Source organism: Streptomyces sp. NPDC048291, assembly GCF_043201715.1.
GTDB lineage: Bacteria > Actinomycetota > Actinomycetes > Streptomycetales > Streptomycetaceae > Streptomyces.
The window spans coordinates 113,425-127,138 of the sequence record NZ_JBICZC010000003.1; the positions used below are offsets into that span (position 1 = coordinate 113,425).

The 13,714-nt window shown below is 73.2% G+C and carries 17 protein-coding genes; 7 read left to right on the forward strand and 10 right to left on the reverse strand.

Annotated elements, in window-relative coordinates:
* Positions 1–17 precede the first annotated feature (17 nt).
* A complete protein-coding gene (locus tag ACGF5O_RS08145) occupies positions 18–761 on the forward strand; it encodes an alpha/beta hydrolase (RefSeq protein WP_393809084.1) in 744 nt (247 codons plus the stop codon).
* On the opposite strand, the gene ACGF5O_RS08150 is transcribed toward ACGF5O_RS08145, so the two are convergent.
* The 7 genes from ACGF5O_RS08150 to ACGF5O_RS08180 all read right to left on the reverse strand — a co-directional run bounded on the left by ACGF5O_RS08150 (position 731) and on the right by ACGF5O_RS08180 (position 6,386).
* The gene (locus tag ACGF5O_RS08150) at positions 731–1,636 is read right to left on the reverse strand and encodes a YihY/virulence factor BrkB family protein (protein WP_393809085.1); all 906 of its coding nucleotides are present in this window, start codon (positions 1,634–1,636) and stop codon (positions 731–733) included. The genes ACGF5O_RS08145 and ACGF5O_RS08150 overlap by 31 nt on opposite strands.
* Complete coding sequence (locus tag ACGF5O_RS08155; protein ID WP_393809086.1) at positions 1,626–2,210, reverse strand: hypothetical protein; 585 nt, start codon at positions 2,208–2,210, stop codon at positions 1,626–1,628. Before ACGF5O_RS08155 ends, ACGF5O_RS08150 begins: the two co-directional genes overlap by 11 nt.
* A complete protein-coding gene (locus ACGF5O_RS08160; protein WP_393809087.1) occupies positions 2,207–3,184 on the reverse strand; it encodes a DUF6286 domain-containing Asp23/Gls24 family envelope stress response protein in 978 nt (325 codons plus the stop codon). The genes ACGF5O_RS08155 and ACGF5O_RS08160 overlap by 4 nt, the downstream gene beginning before the upstream one ends.
* Positions 3,181–3,366: a hypothetical protein gene (locus tag ACGF5O_RS08165; protein WP_393809088.1), complete on the reverse strand. Its 186-nt coding sequence runs from the start codon at positions 3,364–3,366 to the stop codon at positions 3,181–3,183. The genes ACGF5O_RS08160 and ACGF5O_RS08165 overlap by 4 nt, the downstream gene beginning before the upstream one ends.
* 55 nt (positions 3,367–3,421) lie before the next feature.
* The gene (locus ACGF5O_RS08170) at positions 3,422–3,922 is read right to left on the reverse strand and encodes an Asp23/Gls24 family envelope stress response protein (RefSeq protein WP_393809089.1); all 501 of its coding nucleotides are present in this window, start codon (positions 3,920–3,922) and stop codon (positions 3,422–3,424) included.
* A 132-nt stretch (positions 3,923–4,054) separates the two neighbouring features.
* A complete protein-coding gene (locus tag ACGF5O_RS08175) occupies positions 4,055–4,714 on the reverse strand; it encodes a fasciclin domain-containing protein (RefSeq protein ID WP_393809090.1) in 660 nt (219 codons plus the stop codon).
* Between the two features lie 70 nt (positions 4,715–4,784).
* Entirely contained in the window at positions 4,785–6,386 is a 1,602-nt protein-coding gene (locus ACGF5O_RS08180) for a sulfite oxidase (RefSeq protein ID WP_393809091.1), read from the reverse strand.
* Between the two features lie 261 nt (positions 6,387–6,647).
* On the opposite strand from ACGF5O_RS08180, the gene ACGF5O_RS08185 reads away from it, so the two are divergent.
* From ACGF5O_RS08185 to ACGF5O_RS08195, 3 genes are read left to right on the forward strand one after another with little or no spacing between them, the layout of a single operon-like run.
* Entirely contained in the window at positions 6,648–7,247 is a 600-nt protein-coding gene (locus ACGF5O_RS08185) for an RNA polymerase sigma factor (protein WP_393809092.1), read from the forward strand.
* On the forward strand, positions 7,244–7,864 hold the full coding sequence (locus ACGF5O_RS08190; protein WP_393809093.1) for an Asp23/Gls24 family envelope stress response protein: 621 nt from the start codon (positions 7,244–7,246) through the stop codon (positions 7,862–7,864). Before ACGF5O_RS08185 ends, ACGF5O_RS08190 begins: the two co-directional genes overlap by 4 nt.
* On the forward strand, positions 7,861–8,199 hold the full coding sequence (locus ACGF5O_RS08195) for a hypothetical protein (protein ID WP_393809094.1): 339 nt from the start codon (positions 7,861–7,863) through the stop codon (positions 8,197–8,199). Before ACGF5O_RS08190 ends, ACGF5O_RS08195 begins: the two co-directional genes overlap by 4 nt.
* Before the next feature lie 248 nt (positions 8,200–8,447).
* Here ACGF5O_RS08195 and ACGF5O_RS08200 read toward each other — a convergent pair whose 3' ends face one another.
* The 3 genes from ACGF5O_RS08200 to ACGF5O_RS08210 form a co-directional block, all read right to left on the reverse strand.
* On the reverse strand, positions 8,448–9,200 hold the full coding sequence (locus tag ACGF5O_RS08200; RefSeq protein WP_393809095.1) for an anti-sigma factor domain-containing protein: 753 nt from the start codon (positions 9,198–9,200) through the stop codon (positions 8,448–8,450).
* Positions 9,197–9,781, reverse strand: coding sequence for a sigma-70 family RNA polymerase sigma factor (locus ACGF5O_RS08205; protein ID WP_393809096.1), 585 nt, complete (start codon positions 9,779–9,781; stop codon positions 9,197–9,199). The genes ACGF5O_RS08200 and ACGF5O_RS08205 overlap by 4 nt, the downstream gene beginning before the upstream one ends.
* Positions 9,782–10,064: 283 nt before the next feature.
* Positions 10,065–11,291: an RCC1 domain-containing protein gene (locus ACGF5O_RS08210; protein ID WP_393809097.1), complete on the reverse strand. Its 1,227-nt coding sequence runs from the start codon at positions 11,289–11,291 to the stop codon at positions 10,065–10,067.
* Positions 11,292–11,780: 489 nt separating this feature from the next.
* Here ACGF5O_RS08210 and ACGF5O_RS08215 point away from each other — a divergent pair, with 489 nt between their 5' ends.
* The 3 genes from ACGF5O_RS08215 to ACGF5O_RS08225 are packed head-to-tail and all read left to right on the forward strand — an operon-like array spanning position 11,781 to position 13,577.
* The gene (locus tag ACGF5O_RS08215; RefSeq protein ID WP_393809098.1) at positions 11,781–12,608 is read left to right on the forward strand and encodes an alpha/beta fold hydrolase; all 828 of its coding nucleotides are present in this window, start codon (positions 11,781–11,783) and stop codon (positions 12,606–12,608) included.
* Complete coding sequence (locus tag ACGF5O_RS08220) at positions 12,601–13,212, forward strand: TetR/AcrR family transcriptional regulator (protein ID WP_393809099.1); 612 nt, start codon at positions 12,601–12,603, stop codon at positions 13,210–13,212. The genes ACGF5O_RS08215 and ACGF5O_RS08220 overlap by 8 nt, the downstream gene beginning before the upstream one ends.
* Positions 13,209–13,577: a hypothetical protein gene (locus tag ACGF5O_RS08225; RefSeq protein ID WP_393809100.1), complete on the forward strand. Its 369-nt coding sequence runs from the start codon at positions 13,209–13,211 to the stop codon at positions 13,575–13,577. Before ACGF5O_RS08220 ends, ACGF5O_RS08225 begins: the two co-directional genes overlap by 4 nt.
* Positions 13,578–13,714: the final 137 nt, after the last annotated feature.

Below are 13,714 nucleotides of genomic sequence, written 5' to 3' on the forward strand. Positions count from 1 at the left end.
CGGTCGAGGGAGGACGCATGAGTGCGGCTCACGGCGGCAAGGAGCTGCCGTTCGTGCCGCGGGACGACACCGAGTCCCTTCCGGAGCCCGCGGTCCTGCTGCCCCGACGGTATCCGTCACTGCCCCGGGCCGCCGTACTCGTCCTGCACGGCGGGCAGGAGACGAGCGACACTCCCACCAGCCCCCGGCAGCTCGCCGCCCTGCGGATGGACCCGGTCCTGCGGGCCGTGACCGCCGCGCTGCCCCACGAGGACGTCCTGGTCGCCCGGGTGCGTTACCGTCGGCGCGGCTGGAACGGCACCCGCGCCGACGCCGGGCGGGACACCCTGCGGGCCCTGGACGACCTCACCGCGCTGGTGGGCCCCGTCCCCACCGTGCTGCTCGGCCACTCCATGGGCGGCCGGGCCGCCCTGCACGCCGCCGGGCACCCGCGGGTCACGGGCGTCCTCGCGCTCGCGCCATGGTGGCCGCCGGGCGAGCCGGTCGCGCAGACGGCGGGCCGGCACATCGTGGCCCTGCACGGCGCGCGGGACCGTGTCACCTCGCCCGCCGCGACGGCCGACTGTGTACACCGCGCACAGGGCACCGCCGCGCGCGCCGGGATGGCCGTCATCGGCGGCGGCGACCACGCGATGCTGCGCCACCACCGCCTCTGGCACCGGACCACCGCGGCCGTCGTCGCCCACCTGCTCGACCCCGACGCCGTACCGGATCCGCTGCCCGAGGAGTGCTACGGCACGGGCACGTTCCCCGTGCTCTGAGTACGGGGCGCGAGTTCCGCGGCGAACTGCGCCCCGGTGAGCAGGGCGAGGTTCGACAGCCACAGCCACACCAGAAAGACCACCACGCCCGCGAGGGAGCCGTACAGCCTGCTGTAGGCGCTCAGCGTCCCGGCGTACACCGAGAATCCGGCGGAGACCGTCAGCCACAGGGCGGCGGCCAGAATCCCGCCGGGCAGACTGCGCTCGCGCCGACGGGCCGGGGCGGGGCCGGTGTGGAAGACGACCACGACCAGCAGGGCGACCAGGCACAGCAGCACCGGCCAGCGCAGCAGGCTCCACGCCCAGGCCGCCGTGGTGTCCACGCCGAGGATCCGGCCGACGGCCTCCGCGAGCGGTCCCGTCAGAAGCAGGGTGAGCGAGCCGACGAGCAGCAGGCCGAGCAGCCCGAGCGCGGTGAGCACGATCCGATGCCCTCTGCGCCAGGTCGAGCGCCGGTCCTCGACACGGTGCATGCGGTGCAGGGCCCGTCGGAATACGGCGAGGTAACCGGAGGCGGACCACAGGGCACTGGCCGACCCCGCCGCGAGCAGGGGCCACGCCGTCCGGTCGGCGCCCAGTTCCCTGCTCAGGACGTCGTGCAGCGGAGCACCGGACTCGGCGGGCGCGTAGGCCGTCACGTGGGTGACGAAGTCCTCGGCCGTCTCCGGGCTGATCATGCCGAACGCCAGCACGGTGACCAGCATCGCGGGCAGCACCGCCAGGATCGCGTAGTACGTGAGGGCCGCCGCGTAGTCCGAGACGTCGTCGTGCCACAGCGACATGGGTGTGCGGCGCAGCGCGGGCCACCAGGCCGCGGGCGGGCGGGGCAGCCGGCCGATCCGGCGCAGGCGGCCCGCCCACGCTTCAGCGGACACGGGACCTCCGGTGCGAGGGTGTGCTCAGCCGGATCCGGGTGTACGAGGTGTACGGCGCGGTCGCCCGCTCGGCCTCGGCGATCACGGCGTGGAGCGGGGGCAGGACGGAGTCCGGGGGCGTGCCCGGGTGCAGCCAGACCCGCAGGCCGACGTCGAGGCGTCGCCGGCGGCGGGGCAGTACGCGGGCACGGGCGCGGGCGACCCCGGGTACGGTCGCGGCGCGTGTGGTCAGGGCCTGTGCGAGGGCCTGGGGACGGACCGTGGAGCCGGGAGAGGGCAGGGCCAGGTGCCGGGTCGGGCCCGTGCGGAGCTGTGTGAGGGACCAGTACGCGAGGAGCGCGGTCAGGGCGATCGTCGCGGCCAGGACGGTGGGGGTCCACCAGCTTTCGGCACGGAGCCGTGCCAGGCGGGTGCGGTCCGGCAGGACGGTGCCCGTGCCCGCGGTCGGCCACCACGACGGCAGCCGCCCCTGGAGGGGGCCGCCGGCCATGAGCCATGCGCCCGCCAGGAGCAGTGCGAGCCCGGCGACGGCGAGGACGGTCCGGTTGGCGGTCGTCCGGGCACGCCCCATCATGTGTCACCTTCCGGGGTGCGGGCGGATACCGGATCGGGCCGGTCAGGCGTGGGATCACAGGATGCCTCCCGCACCGGCTGCAGAGACGGGCGCCAGACCGGCTCCGGGACGACGACGGCCCGCAGTCGGGGGACGCGACGCAGGTTGCAGGCGGTCAGGGCGGCTCGGGCGGCGGAGGTGACGGCGTCCCGGGTGTTCGCCCGGTCGCCGAAGCAGAGACCGGCCCGGACGGTGACGCGGCGCCTGCGCACCCGTACGCGTACCGCTCCGATCCCCGCCACGTCCGCCACCGCGTGACGGACCAGCGACTGCACCGCGGAACGGTCCACCGCCGCCTCCACGCGGGCCGCGGGGACCCGGACCGTGCACTGGTGGCGCCGGCCCGGGGTCACCGCGAGCAGGATCAGCCAGACACCGAGCAGGGCGGCCAGCGCGCCGACGGCGACCACGGCCGGATCCCCGGGGCCGTGACCCGACAGCCGGTCCACGGCCCCGACCCGCCAGGGCGCGGCCGCCCGGTGAGCGGTGTGCACCTGGAGCATGTCGAAGGCGAGAGCACCGCAGGACGCGGCGGCCGGCGCCGTGAGCACGGCGACGGGGACCCGGCGCTGGGACCACCGACGGCGGGGCGTACGGCCCTCGTCGCCCTGCGGAGCGGCGGGGGACGCCGGTGCCCGGGGCGCGGCCAGCGAGGTGACCGTGACCCGCGTGGACGCCACGTCCAGCCCCGTCAACTGCCCGGTGCGCGAGGTGACATGGCGCTGGACCTCCCGCACGGTGTCGGCAAGGGGAGCCGGGTAGGGCAGCGTGATCCCGAGGGACAGCTCCGCCCGCCCGCCGCGCACGGACGCCGCGGCCCCGGTCGCCCGGGAGGCGCCCCGTCGGGGGAGCGCCTCGGTGACCGCCCGCTCGGCGATCCGGCGCACGGCCCGTTCCGAGACGGTGGTGGTGCCCCGCTCGGCCGCGGCCGTCATCGGCGGCTCCGCTCGAACGCGTCCCGTACGTCCTGGACGCCGGCGCCGCCCTCGATCCACCGGCCCAGCGCCCAGCCCAGGCCGCCGAGTGCGGCCACGAGCAGGCAGGCGCCGAACCCGCCGAAGAAGCCCGCGAACGCCAGCGCCATGCCCGCGGCCATTCCCACCACTGGTGTACTCATGTCCCTCTGCCTCTCACCCCGTAAGACTCCCCGTTTACCCCGTGCCCTGGCACCGTCACTCCACGCGGGACCCGGTGGTGTTCTCGGGGTCGTCCTCGTCGGGCAGGTGGACGTCGTTGACGATGATGTTGACCTCGACGACCTCCAGGCCGGTGATCCGCTCCACCGCGTCGACCACGTTCTCCCGCACGTCCCGGGCCACGTCCATGACGGAGACGCCGTACTCGACGACCAGGTCCAGGTCGACGGCCGTCTGCCGCTCGCCCACCTCCACCTTCACCCCGCGTCCCACGTTGGCACGGCCGCCGGGCACGCGGTCGCGTACGGCGCCGATGGTGCGGGAGAGACCGCCGCCCATGTCGTGCACGCCCGGGATCTCCCGGGCCGCGATGCCCGCCACCTTCACGACGACGACGTCGGCGATCGAGGTACGGCCCCGGTCGGGCGCGGGCTGGTCGGCCCCGGCCGTGCCGCCGGACACGGCCGTGGTGTGGGGCGGCCTGCCGGTCTGCGGGGTGGACAGGTCCTTGGCGGCGGGTGCGGTCTGCGTGGTCATCGCGGGTTCCTCTCGGCTTTGTCCTCGATGGGCTCTTGCTTCGTCAGACCCGGCCCGGGCGCGTCTGTGACGCGGGGCCGGAAACAAATCGGCGGGGTGCCACACATGTGGCACCCCGCCGATCACGCTGCGTCAGCTGGTGGGCATCAGAACGCTGTCGATGATGTAGACGGTGGCGTTGGCGGTCTGGACGTTGCCGCAGACCACCTTGGCGGAGTCGTTGACGGTGTAGGACTCGCCGGAACCGGAGGTCGTCACCTTCGACTTCTCCAGGGTCTCGAAGGAGCCCTTCTCCAGGTCCTTCGGGGCGAGCTTCTGGCCGACGACGTGGTAGGTGAGGATCTTCGTGAGCTGGGCCTTGTCGTTGAGGACCTTGTCCAGGGTGGCCTTGGGGATCTTCGCGAAGGCGTCGTTGGTCGGCGCGAACACAGTGATGTTCTGGGCGTTGTTGAGGGTGTCGACCAGCCCGGCCTTCTTCACCGCGGCCACCAGCGTGGACAGGGCCGGGTTGTTGGAGGCGGCGGTGGCGACCGGGTCCTGGGCCATGCCGTCGAAGGAACCGGCGCCGGTCTTCGGCACCGCCGAACAGGCCGTCCCGAAGGGCTGGTCCGCCGAGGTGGTGCTGCCGGAGCCGGCCATGCTGTCGTCCGAGGCGGAGGCCGACGCCGACGACTTCGACGAGGAGTCCGCGTTGGTGGAGTCGGAGCCGCTGTCGGAGCAGGCGCTCAGGGCGAGGGGCAGGACGGCTGCGGCGGCCAGGGTCACGGCGGTACGGCGGATACGGGTGTTCATGGTGTTTCTCCTGTTGGTTGGCGCAGCCTGAGCTGCCTCGACACGGGGAAGGGAAAAGCGGTTTGGGGGGTCAGTCGACGGTCACAACCACGGAGTGCCATCCGCTGGCGCCGTCGGGGATGGTGCGGGTGCGTTTCTCGGTCTGCACCACGCCGGTGCGGTCGGTGGCCCGGACGGTGAGGGTGTGGCCGCCCTTGGTGGCCTGCCAGGGGAAGGTCCACTGGCGCCAGGTGTCGGCCGTGTCCTCGGCGGCGAGCCGGGCCTCCTGCCAGCGGCCGTCGTCCACGCGGATCTCGACCTTGTCGATGCCGCGGTGCTGGGCCCAGGCGACGCCGGCGACCATCACCGTGCCCGCCCCGGGCCGGGCGAACGGCTTCGGTGTGTCGATGCGCGACTCCGTCTTGATGGGCGCCCTGCGGGCCCAGCCACGCTTGACCCAGTAGGGGTCGTAGGAGTCGAACGTGGTGAGCTCGATGTCCTTGATCCACTTGCAGGCGGAGACGAAGCCGTACAGGCCGGGCACCACCATGCGGACCGGGAAGCCGTGCGCGAAGGGCAGGGGTTCGCCGTTCATGCCGAGGGCGAGGAGGGCCTCGCGACCGTCCATCACGTCCTCGACCGGGCTGCCGATCGTCATGCCGTCCACCGAACGGGCCACCAGCTGGTCGGCGGGGCCGCCCTTAGAAGGCGGCTTCACCCCGCACTCGGCCAGCAGGTCGGCCAGGCGTACGCCGATCCAGCGGGCGTTGCCGACGTAGGGGCCGCCGACCTCGTTGGAGACACAGGTGAGCGTGATGTCCCGCTCGACCAGGTCACGCCGCAGGAGATCGTCGTAGGAGAGCGTGACCGGGCGGGTGACGCCCTTGCCGTGGATCCGCAGCTTCCAGGTCGTCGCGTCCACCTTGGGCACCACGAGGGCCGTGTCGACGCGGTAGAAGGCCGCGTTGGGCGTGACGAAGGGGCTGAGACCGGGGATCCGCGGGCCCGCGCCCTTCGGCACGGCGGGGGCGGGGGACGCGGGCGCGGGCAGCACCACGTTCCCCCGGGAGGCGACCGCGTCCCGGCCGCCGGCCCCGGTCAGGGACCGGCCCAGCAGACCGGCTCCCGCCGAGGCCACGGCCGCCGTGCTCGCCGCGATCACGAAGCCGCGGCGGTCCCAGTCCCCGCCGGACGGGACCGTCGGCGGCGCGTGGGACTCCGTGCGGTGTTCGAGGCGGCCCGTGAGCACATACAGGAGTACGGCTCCGCCGACGGCCCCGGCCACCGAGGGGAGCGCATCCGTGACGCCGGTCGAGTCGGGCCTTCCGGTCGCCGCGAGCGCTCCCACGGCCCCGAACAGCAGCACACCGGCCGCCGCCGTGCGGCGGAACCGCAGTCCGGCCATTCCCAGGGACACCGCGAAAAGCGCAAGGACGGCGAGAATTCCCAGCTGGAGAACCAGTTTGTCGTCGGTGCCGAAATTCCGGATCGCCCAGTCCTTGACCGCGGCGGGCGTGCGGTCGATCGCGGCGCCGCCGACGGCGACCACGGGACCGGCCTGCGGGCGGACCGCACCCGCCACGGCCTCGGCGACCGCGAGCGCCGCACACCCGGCCAGCGCACCGCTGAGCGCACCCAGCAGCAGCCGCACCGGACCGGGCCGGCGGCGGGGATTCTTCTCGTTCTCGGTCACGTGGGGAATCCGGTTCTGAAACCCCGCCGGATTGGTCGCACCCACGATCGGATGAATTTCCTTTTCCCACCAATCCGCGCCCGCTCCGGCTACGGATCACCTATAAAAGTCCATTCATTTGGCCGGTCGTCGAATATGACGGCGGTCGTCGGCATCCGCCGGGCCCTCGCGGCCCGAAGTCCCGCGTAACGGGGACCGCGCCGCGGTGTCCAACCCCTGAGAAGACCGACTTTCGGAAGACCGGACGAGAGGAGCCGCCCAGTGGCGGGGGCCCGCACACCGAGCGCACCACCCGGCGGCGCACCACCGGACGCCCGGCCCGGCACGGACGACGCCCTGCTGGCGGTCCGTGCCGCGGAGGGTGACGAGGACGCGTTCGCCGTGCTCGTGCAGCGGCACGCGCCGTCGCTGACCCAGCTCGCCACGCGTCTGCTCGGCACCCGGACCGAGGCGGAGGACGCGGTCCAGGACGCCTTCCTCAGCGCCTGGCGGCGGCTGCCCGAGTTCCGGGGACGTTCCTCCTTCGGCACCTGGATGTACCGGATCGTCACCAACCGCTGTCTGAACGTGCTGCGTTCCCGCAGGCCCACGGCCCCGCTGGAGGCGGTCGCGGAGGTGGCCGCGGCCGAGCACAGCACGTCCCCGGCCCGGATCACCGAGGGCCGGGACGCGGTGCGTGAACTGCGCGAGGCCCTCGACCTGCTCTCGGCGGAACAGCGGGCCTGCTGGGTGCTGCGGGAACTGGACGGCCACTCGTACGAGTTCGTCGCGGAAGCGGTGGGCATCAGCCAGGAGGCCGTCCGCGCCCGTGTCTTCCGCGCACGCCGTTGTCTGACACAAGCGCTGGGGGCCTGGCGATGACCGACCGGACCGATCCGCCGCACGGCACGTCCGCCCACGAGGACGACGACGAACTCCTGCCCTGCGGACGGTTGTTGTCCCGAGTGTGGGCCGACTGGGAGGACCAGTCCGACGACGCCCACCGGCGAACCTGCCCGCACTGCCGGGAGGCGGTGCGCGGGCTCGACGAACTGGATTCCGCGGTACGCGGGTTGCGCACGGAGACGGCGGACACCGGCTCGTACGACGCCGAGTCGCTGACCCGACGGATCATGGACGTCGTCCGCCTCGAACTGCGTCCGGGCCGCCCCCTGCCGCTGGGCGAACCCGCCGAGGACCTGTGGATCATGGAAGCGGTCGCGGCACGCGCCCTGCGCGCCGCGGCCGAGACCGTACCGGGCGTCCGCGCCGGCTCCTGCCGCCTCCTCGAGGTCCGTGAGGACGGCACGGTCGAGGTCCGGCTCGACATCCACGCCCCGACCGGCGTCCCCCTGCCCGACCTCACCGCGCAGGTGCGGGAACAGGTCGGGCAGGCCTCCGGCCGCGCCCTGGGCATGGCCGTGGCGGCCGTGCACATCCGGGTCACCGACCTCCTCCCCCCGACGGCCGACGACGGCCGGGAAGGCAGTACGCCATGACCGAGCACACCGCGAGGACCCCGCACGGCGCGCTCGTCGAGGAAGTCGCCACCGCCGTGACGGGTGTGCCGGGGGTGGCCTTCCTCCGGCCCGGCCTGGCCGATCGGCTGCGCAGCGCGCTGCCCCGGCCGGCGCCGAACCCGGCAGGAGTCCGGATGACCCGACCGGACGGCGAGGGGCCCTGGCACGTCGAGATCCACGTCGTGGCGCTCCGGCAGGCGCGGACCGTGGACGTGGCTCGCGGTGTCCGCGACGCCGTAGGACGTCGCCTGGGTGTCCTGGCCCCCGCCGCATCCCCGCCCCGGATCACCGTGACGGTCACGGGGCTCCTCTGAGGCCGGTCCCAAGGGGGGCGGAGGTGCGGTCGCCATCGACTGCGCCACGACGATCCCCCTGACCGCGGTCGCCGTCGGAGAGGAGACCGGGCAGGTTCCGGCGCCGACCGGTCGCCCGGGAGTCGGCGCGGGAGCGCGGCCGGGCAGGACGGACACGGCACCGTCCGGCAGCGGGTCCCTGCCCCGGCGATCCTCCAGTGGCCGGGCCGCGGGAGGCGGCACGGCCCGACGATCGATCGTCGTGACCGTCAGCCGGGAAAGGCCATCAAGGCGAGCGGCGTGGTGGTGGGCTGCTTCGAGCCACCGTCGGGTTCGACGGTGAGGCCCATGCCCGACGCCCGGTCGACGCCGCCTTGCATCAGGACGGTCTGGTCACTGCGGTCGGGGTCCATCAGCCCGGCGGACCGCATGGTCCCACCGTCGTTGAACCAGAGTTGGTAGACCTTGCCGCCGGGCGGACGGGCCATTCCCGAGACGACGAACACGGCCCGGTCCCGGCTGCGGGAGACGACGACCGTGCCGGTGGCGCCTCCGGCCAGTTCGGCGGCCCGCGTCCGGGCGTCCGGCGCCGCGAGTACGGCGGCGATCTCGTCGGCACCCCGGGATGCCTGGCGTGCCTCGGCACGGGCGTCCGTAGCCTGCTGGTGCTGCCACACGGTCGTCCCGCCGAGCGCCGCAGCCGCGGCGAGGCAGGCGGCGAGCGCCCACCGGGACAGCAGCCGGGCCTTCAGCGCGGCCCGCGCCGGGAGGACCCGGATGGGCGTGCCGGGTGTCTCCTGGCGGACGGTGGTGATCCGGCGCAGCACCTGCTCGCGCAGTGCCGGGGAGGTGGGCGCGGCGACGGCCAGCCCCAGTCGGGCCGCGGTCGCGCTCAGCTCGGCGGTTTCCTGCGCGCAGGGCTCGCAGCCCACGAGGTGACGTTCGAACGAGGCGTTCTCCTGGTCGGACAGGGCATGCAGGGCGTACGCACCTGTCAGCCGGTGCAGGTCGATGGTCGTCACGCGGTCACCCCCAGGCAGTCGCGCAGCCGGATCAGTCCGTCGCGCAGTCGGGTCTTCACGGTCCCCAGCGGGAGCCCCAGTGCCTCGGCGACCTCGCGGTAGGTCAGGCCCCGGTAATAGGCGAGAGTGACGGACTGGCGCTGGAGTTCGGTCAACGTGCGCAGGCAGCGCCGCACCTGTTCGCGCTCCAGGCGTGCCTCGACATACTCGGCCACCTCGTCGTACTCCGGCACCTTGTCGAGCAGCGCGGCCTTGTGGTCCCGGAGCATCGCGGCGTCCACCGAACGCACCCGGTCCACCGCCCGGCGGTGCGCCAGCGTGAGGATCCAGTTGACCGCCGTCCCGCGATCGGGCCGGTAGTGGGGTGCCGTCCGCCACACCTCCACCAGAACCTCCTGCGCCACCTCCTCCGACTGCGCGTGATCCCGCAGCACGGCACGCACGACGCCCAGCACCGGGCCCGCCACGATGTCGTACACGTGGGCGAACGCGTCCTCGTCCCCCAGAGCCACCTGCCCCACGAGTTCCTGCAGGTCGGGCCTCACAGGGCGGTCTGTGCTGATATGTACTGCTTCTTTCACCGAGGGCCTCCACCGTCGGGACATGTCCGGGCGTAATCCGTTCCTGCAGGCCACGCGGATTGGTTGCACTCGTGACGAATTCTCTGACGGCGACGACCAGACCCCCAGGTTCCGCAGGCGGTCCGGGCCAGGCGGCAGGTCATCAAGCGCCGAGGTTCCTCTCGCCCCTCGACCGCCGCGATCCACTTCGGGGTGGCCACTCTCACGGCCCGCCGCCCGGCCGGAGCCGAACTCCCGTCCGGGTGGCGAGCCTGAGACTGCCGGCTTCCGTCGAGGAATCCGCTCAGTTGGCGAGGCTGAAGTCGCCGCCCACCGGGGCTGCGATCTTGTCGACGCCGGTCAGGGCCGTCAGCGTGGTCACCGGGGTGCTGCTGTCGGTGGTGGTGCCGTTGCCCAGCTGGCCGGAGCCGTTGGCGCCCCAGGAGCGGACCGTGTTGTCGCCGATCAGGGCGATGGTGTGCTCCCGGCCGCCGGCCGCCAGTTGGACGCCCGTCAGGCCCGGCACGGTGACCGGGGTGATCCGGTGGTCGGTGGTTCCGTCGCCGAGCTGGCCGGACGTGTTCTGGCCCCACATCTTGAGCTCGTTGTCGCTGTCGGTCACGGCCATGCTGTGGTTGCAGCCGGCCGCGACCAGCGAGACCCCGCCCGACCAGCCGCCCCGGGTGTCGACGGGGGTGTAGCGGTTGATCGTGCTGTTGTCACCGAGCTGGCCGTTGGCGTTGTAGCCCCACGCCTTCACCGCGTCGCCGCTGCTGCCCGGCCTGCCGACCAGGGCGAGGTTGTGGTTGCAGCCGGCCGCGATCCGGGTGACGCCGGTCAGGCCACCGACCGGGGCGGGGACGTTGCGGCTGGCGGAAGTGCCGTCGCCGAGCTGGCCGTTGATGTTGTAGCCCCAGGCCCACACCGTGCCGTCCTCGCGCAGTGCGAGGCTGTGGTTGAGTCCCGCGGCGATCGCGACCACCTTGTTCAGGCCCTCGACCCGGACCGGGACGCTGCTGTCGCTGTTGGTGCCGTTGCCGAGCTGCCCGTAGTTGTTGCGGCCCCAGGCCACCACGGTCTGGTCGTCCAGCAGCGCGAGGCTGTGCCAGCCGCCCGCGGCGATGTCCCGGGCGTTGGAGAGGTTGACGACCTGACCGGGCGCGTTGTGGCTGAACACCGAACCGTCGCCGAGCTGCCCCGACCCGTTGGCGCCCCAGGACTGCACGGTCCGGTCGGTCAGCAGGGCCAGTCCGTGCCCGGTGGCGGAACCGCCGCCGCCCGCGGCGATCTTCACCACCTCGGCGCTCGTCAGCCCCAGCACCGTGGTCGCCGTCGTGCGGAAGTCGGTCCAGGTACCGTCACCGAGCTGCCCGGAGCGGTTGTTGCCCCACGACTTCAGCCGCTTCTCCTGCTTGGCCGCGGCGGGCGCGCCACCGGCGGGCGCGGCCGCGTGAGCGGTGATCGGGGCCAGCACAACGGCGAGCGAGCAGAGCGCGGCAGCAAGCCTGCGACCTGTGCGAGAGAGGTCCACGGACGGGTCCTTCCGGAGATCACGAACATGACGTGATCTTCGTAGCGGCCCCGGCAGGTACCGCGGGCACGACTCGGCTCCGGTTCACCCGGTCAGCGGACTGGTCACGCGACTCGACGGCCAACCGCCTCTGCGCATGGCCGACCATCGCCCAGCGTGTGCGACACGAGGCCGCACCAAGCCAGTGAGGACAGCCGCATGAACGGAATGCGACAGTGCCGGACTTCGGGCCCGTGCCCAGGTCCGTCCCCGCGCTCACCTGCGTCGTTGGCAACGGCGGGGTGTGAAGCTGGGCGTCCTCGCTGCCCGTGGCCACCGTCGCCGGACAGGTGCGGCGCGGCAGCGGGCCTGAGTGGGCGTACAGCTGGTGGCTGAGCCCGCCGAAGCAGCAGACCGCAGGCTTGCCCTGGACCCTCGCGTACCGGCCTTGACCCCGCTTGGCTAATGCGAGTAGCTTTCTGGCTATCAACGTTAGCCATGGAGGTCGGCATGACTGAGTTCCTGAACGTGGAAGGCGGCACCCTCGCCTACGAGGTGACCGGCTCCGGTCCGCTGATCGTGCTTGCGCACGGGATCGGACAGAGCCGCGACGCCTATCGGTTCATGGTCCCGGAGCTGGTGGCCGCCGGTTACCGGGTCGCGGCCATGGACCTGCGCGGCAGCGGCGAGTCGACCGCGACGTGGGCGTCCTACACCCGCACCGACATCGCCGGCGACCTGATCGCCCTGATCGAGCACCTCGGCGGTCCCGCGGTGCTGGTCGGCCACTCCATCTCCGGCGGTGCCGCGACGATCGCCGCCGCCAAGGCACCGGCACTCGTGAGCGCCGTCGTCGAACTGGCGCCGTTCACCCGCAAGGTGGAGTACTCGCTGAGCGCCCTGGGCGTGTCCCGCTACCGCAGGGGCGCGACGGCGATCTCGGCCGTCGCCCTGCTCGGCAGCCACAAGCAGTGGCGGAAGTACCTGGAGATCGCGACCCCGGAGCCGCGCCCGGCGGACTGGGCCGCGAGCCTCGATCGCACCGACGCGATGCTGCACGAACCGGGCCGGATGAAGGCCCTGCAGAAGCAGATGAACAGCGCCGCCGACGCCGGTGCCCAACTCGGCAACGTGCGCTGCCCGGTCCTGGTCGTCATGGGCACCCTGGATCCCGACTGGGGCGACCCGAAGGCCGAGGGCGAGGCCATCGTGGCCGCGCTTCCGACCGGCGTCGGCCGGCTCGAGATGCTCCCGGGGGCGGGCCACTACCCGCAGGTCCAGTTCCCGTCGGCAGTGGTCGGCCTGGTGCGCTCGTTCCTGGAGACGGCCCGTGCCTAGGGCCGGACTCGACCGGGCCACGGTCATCGCGGCCGCGTCGGAACTCGCCGACGAGGTCGGTTTCGCCGGCCTGACCATGGGCCTGCTGGCCGAACGGGTCGGCGTGCGGACACCGTCGCTGTACAAGCACGTCGATTCGCTGGACGCCCTCCAGCGGGGCGTCGGCCTCCAGGCCGTCCGCGACATCGGCGCCGTCCTGACCCGTGCCGCCGTGGGCCGGTCCGGTCCGGACGCGGTCCGCGCGATCACCGAGACATACCGGAAGTGGGCCCTCGACCACCCCGGCCGGTACGCCGCCAGCATCCGTGCCCCGCGTCCCGAGGACGAGGAGTACCAGGCCGTGGCCCACGACGCGGTGCAGATCCTGTTCGACGCGGTCGCCGGCTTCGGGCTGACCGACGAGCGCGCCATCGACGCGGTCCGGGCCCTGCGCACCGTCATACACGGCTTCGTCGGCCTCGAAAACGACGACGCCTTCCAGATGGGGCGCGACCCCGCCGACAGCTACCGGTTCGTCGTCGACACGCTCGTCAACGGCATGCGGGCCGAGGCCGCCGTCGGCGGGCCCGACACCGTGCCGCTCCACGCCGGGGAGAGATCATGACCCAGGCCGCCGACTCCCCGAACCGCACCAACGCCGCCTCCGGGCTGCTGTTCCTGACCGAACTGATCGGCTGGACGGCCACCCCGTGGGCACTGCACCGGGTCGGCTGGGCGGTCGCGATCACCGCGCTGGTCCTGCTGATCGCGCTGCCGGCCGTCGTCGGGACACCCGGCGACCGCCCCTTCGACCCGCCGGTGGCGATCCCCGGCGCGGCGATGCTCCTGCTCGTGCTCCTCGAAGTGGCCGCCGCGGCGCTGGCGCCGTGGTTCGCGTGGCCCATGTGGGCGGCGGCCGTCGCGGCCGCGCCGGCCGCGACGTCGGTCGCACTCGAACAGCCCCGCTGGCGTTGGCTGTTGCGCCACTAGATCACGACTCGATACGCGTCCCAAGTGACGTCCCGTAACTGCCGACGCCAGATGACTCCAGGCCTTTGTCACGGGTCCCGGGCGGCGCTTGGTCCTCCCGGACGTAGTACCGCTTCGACAGCCTCCGCGAGACCTTT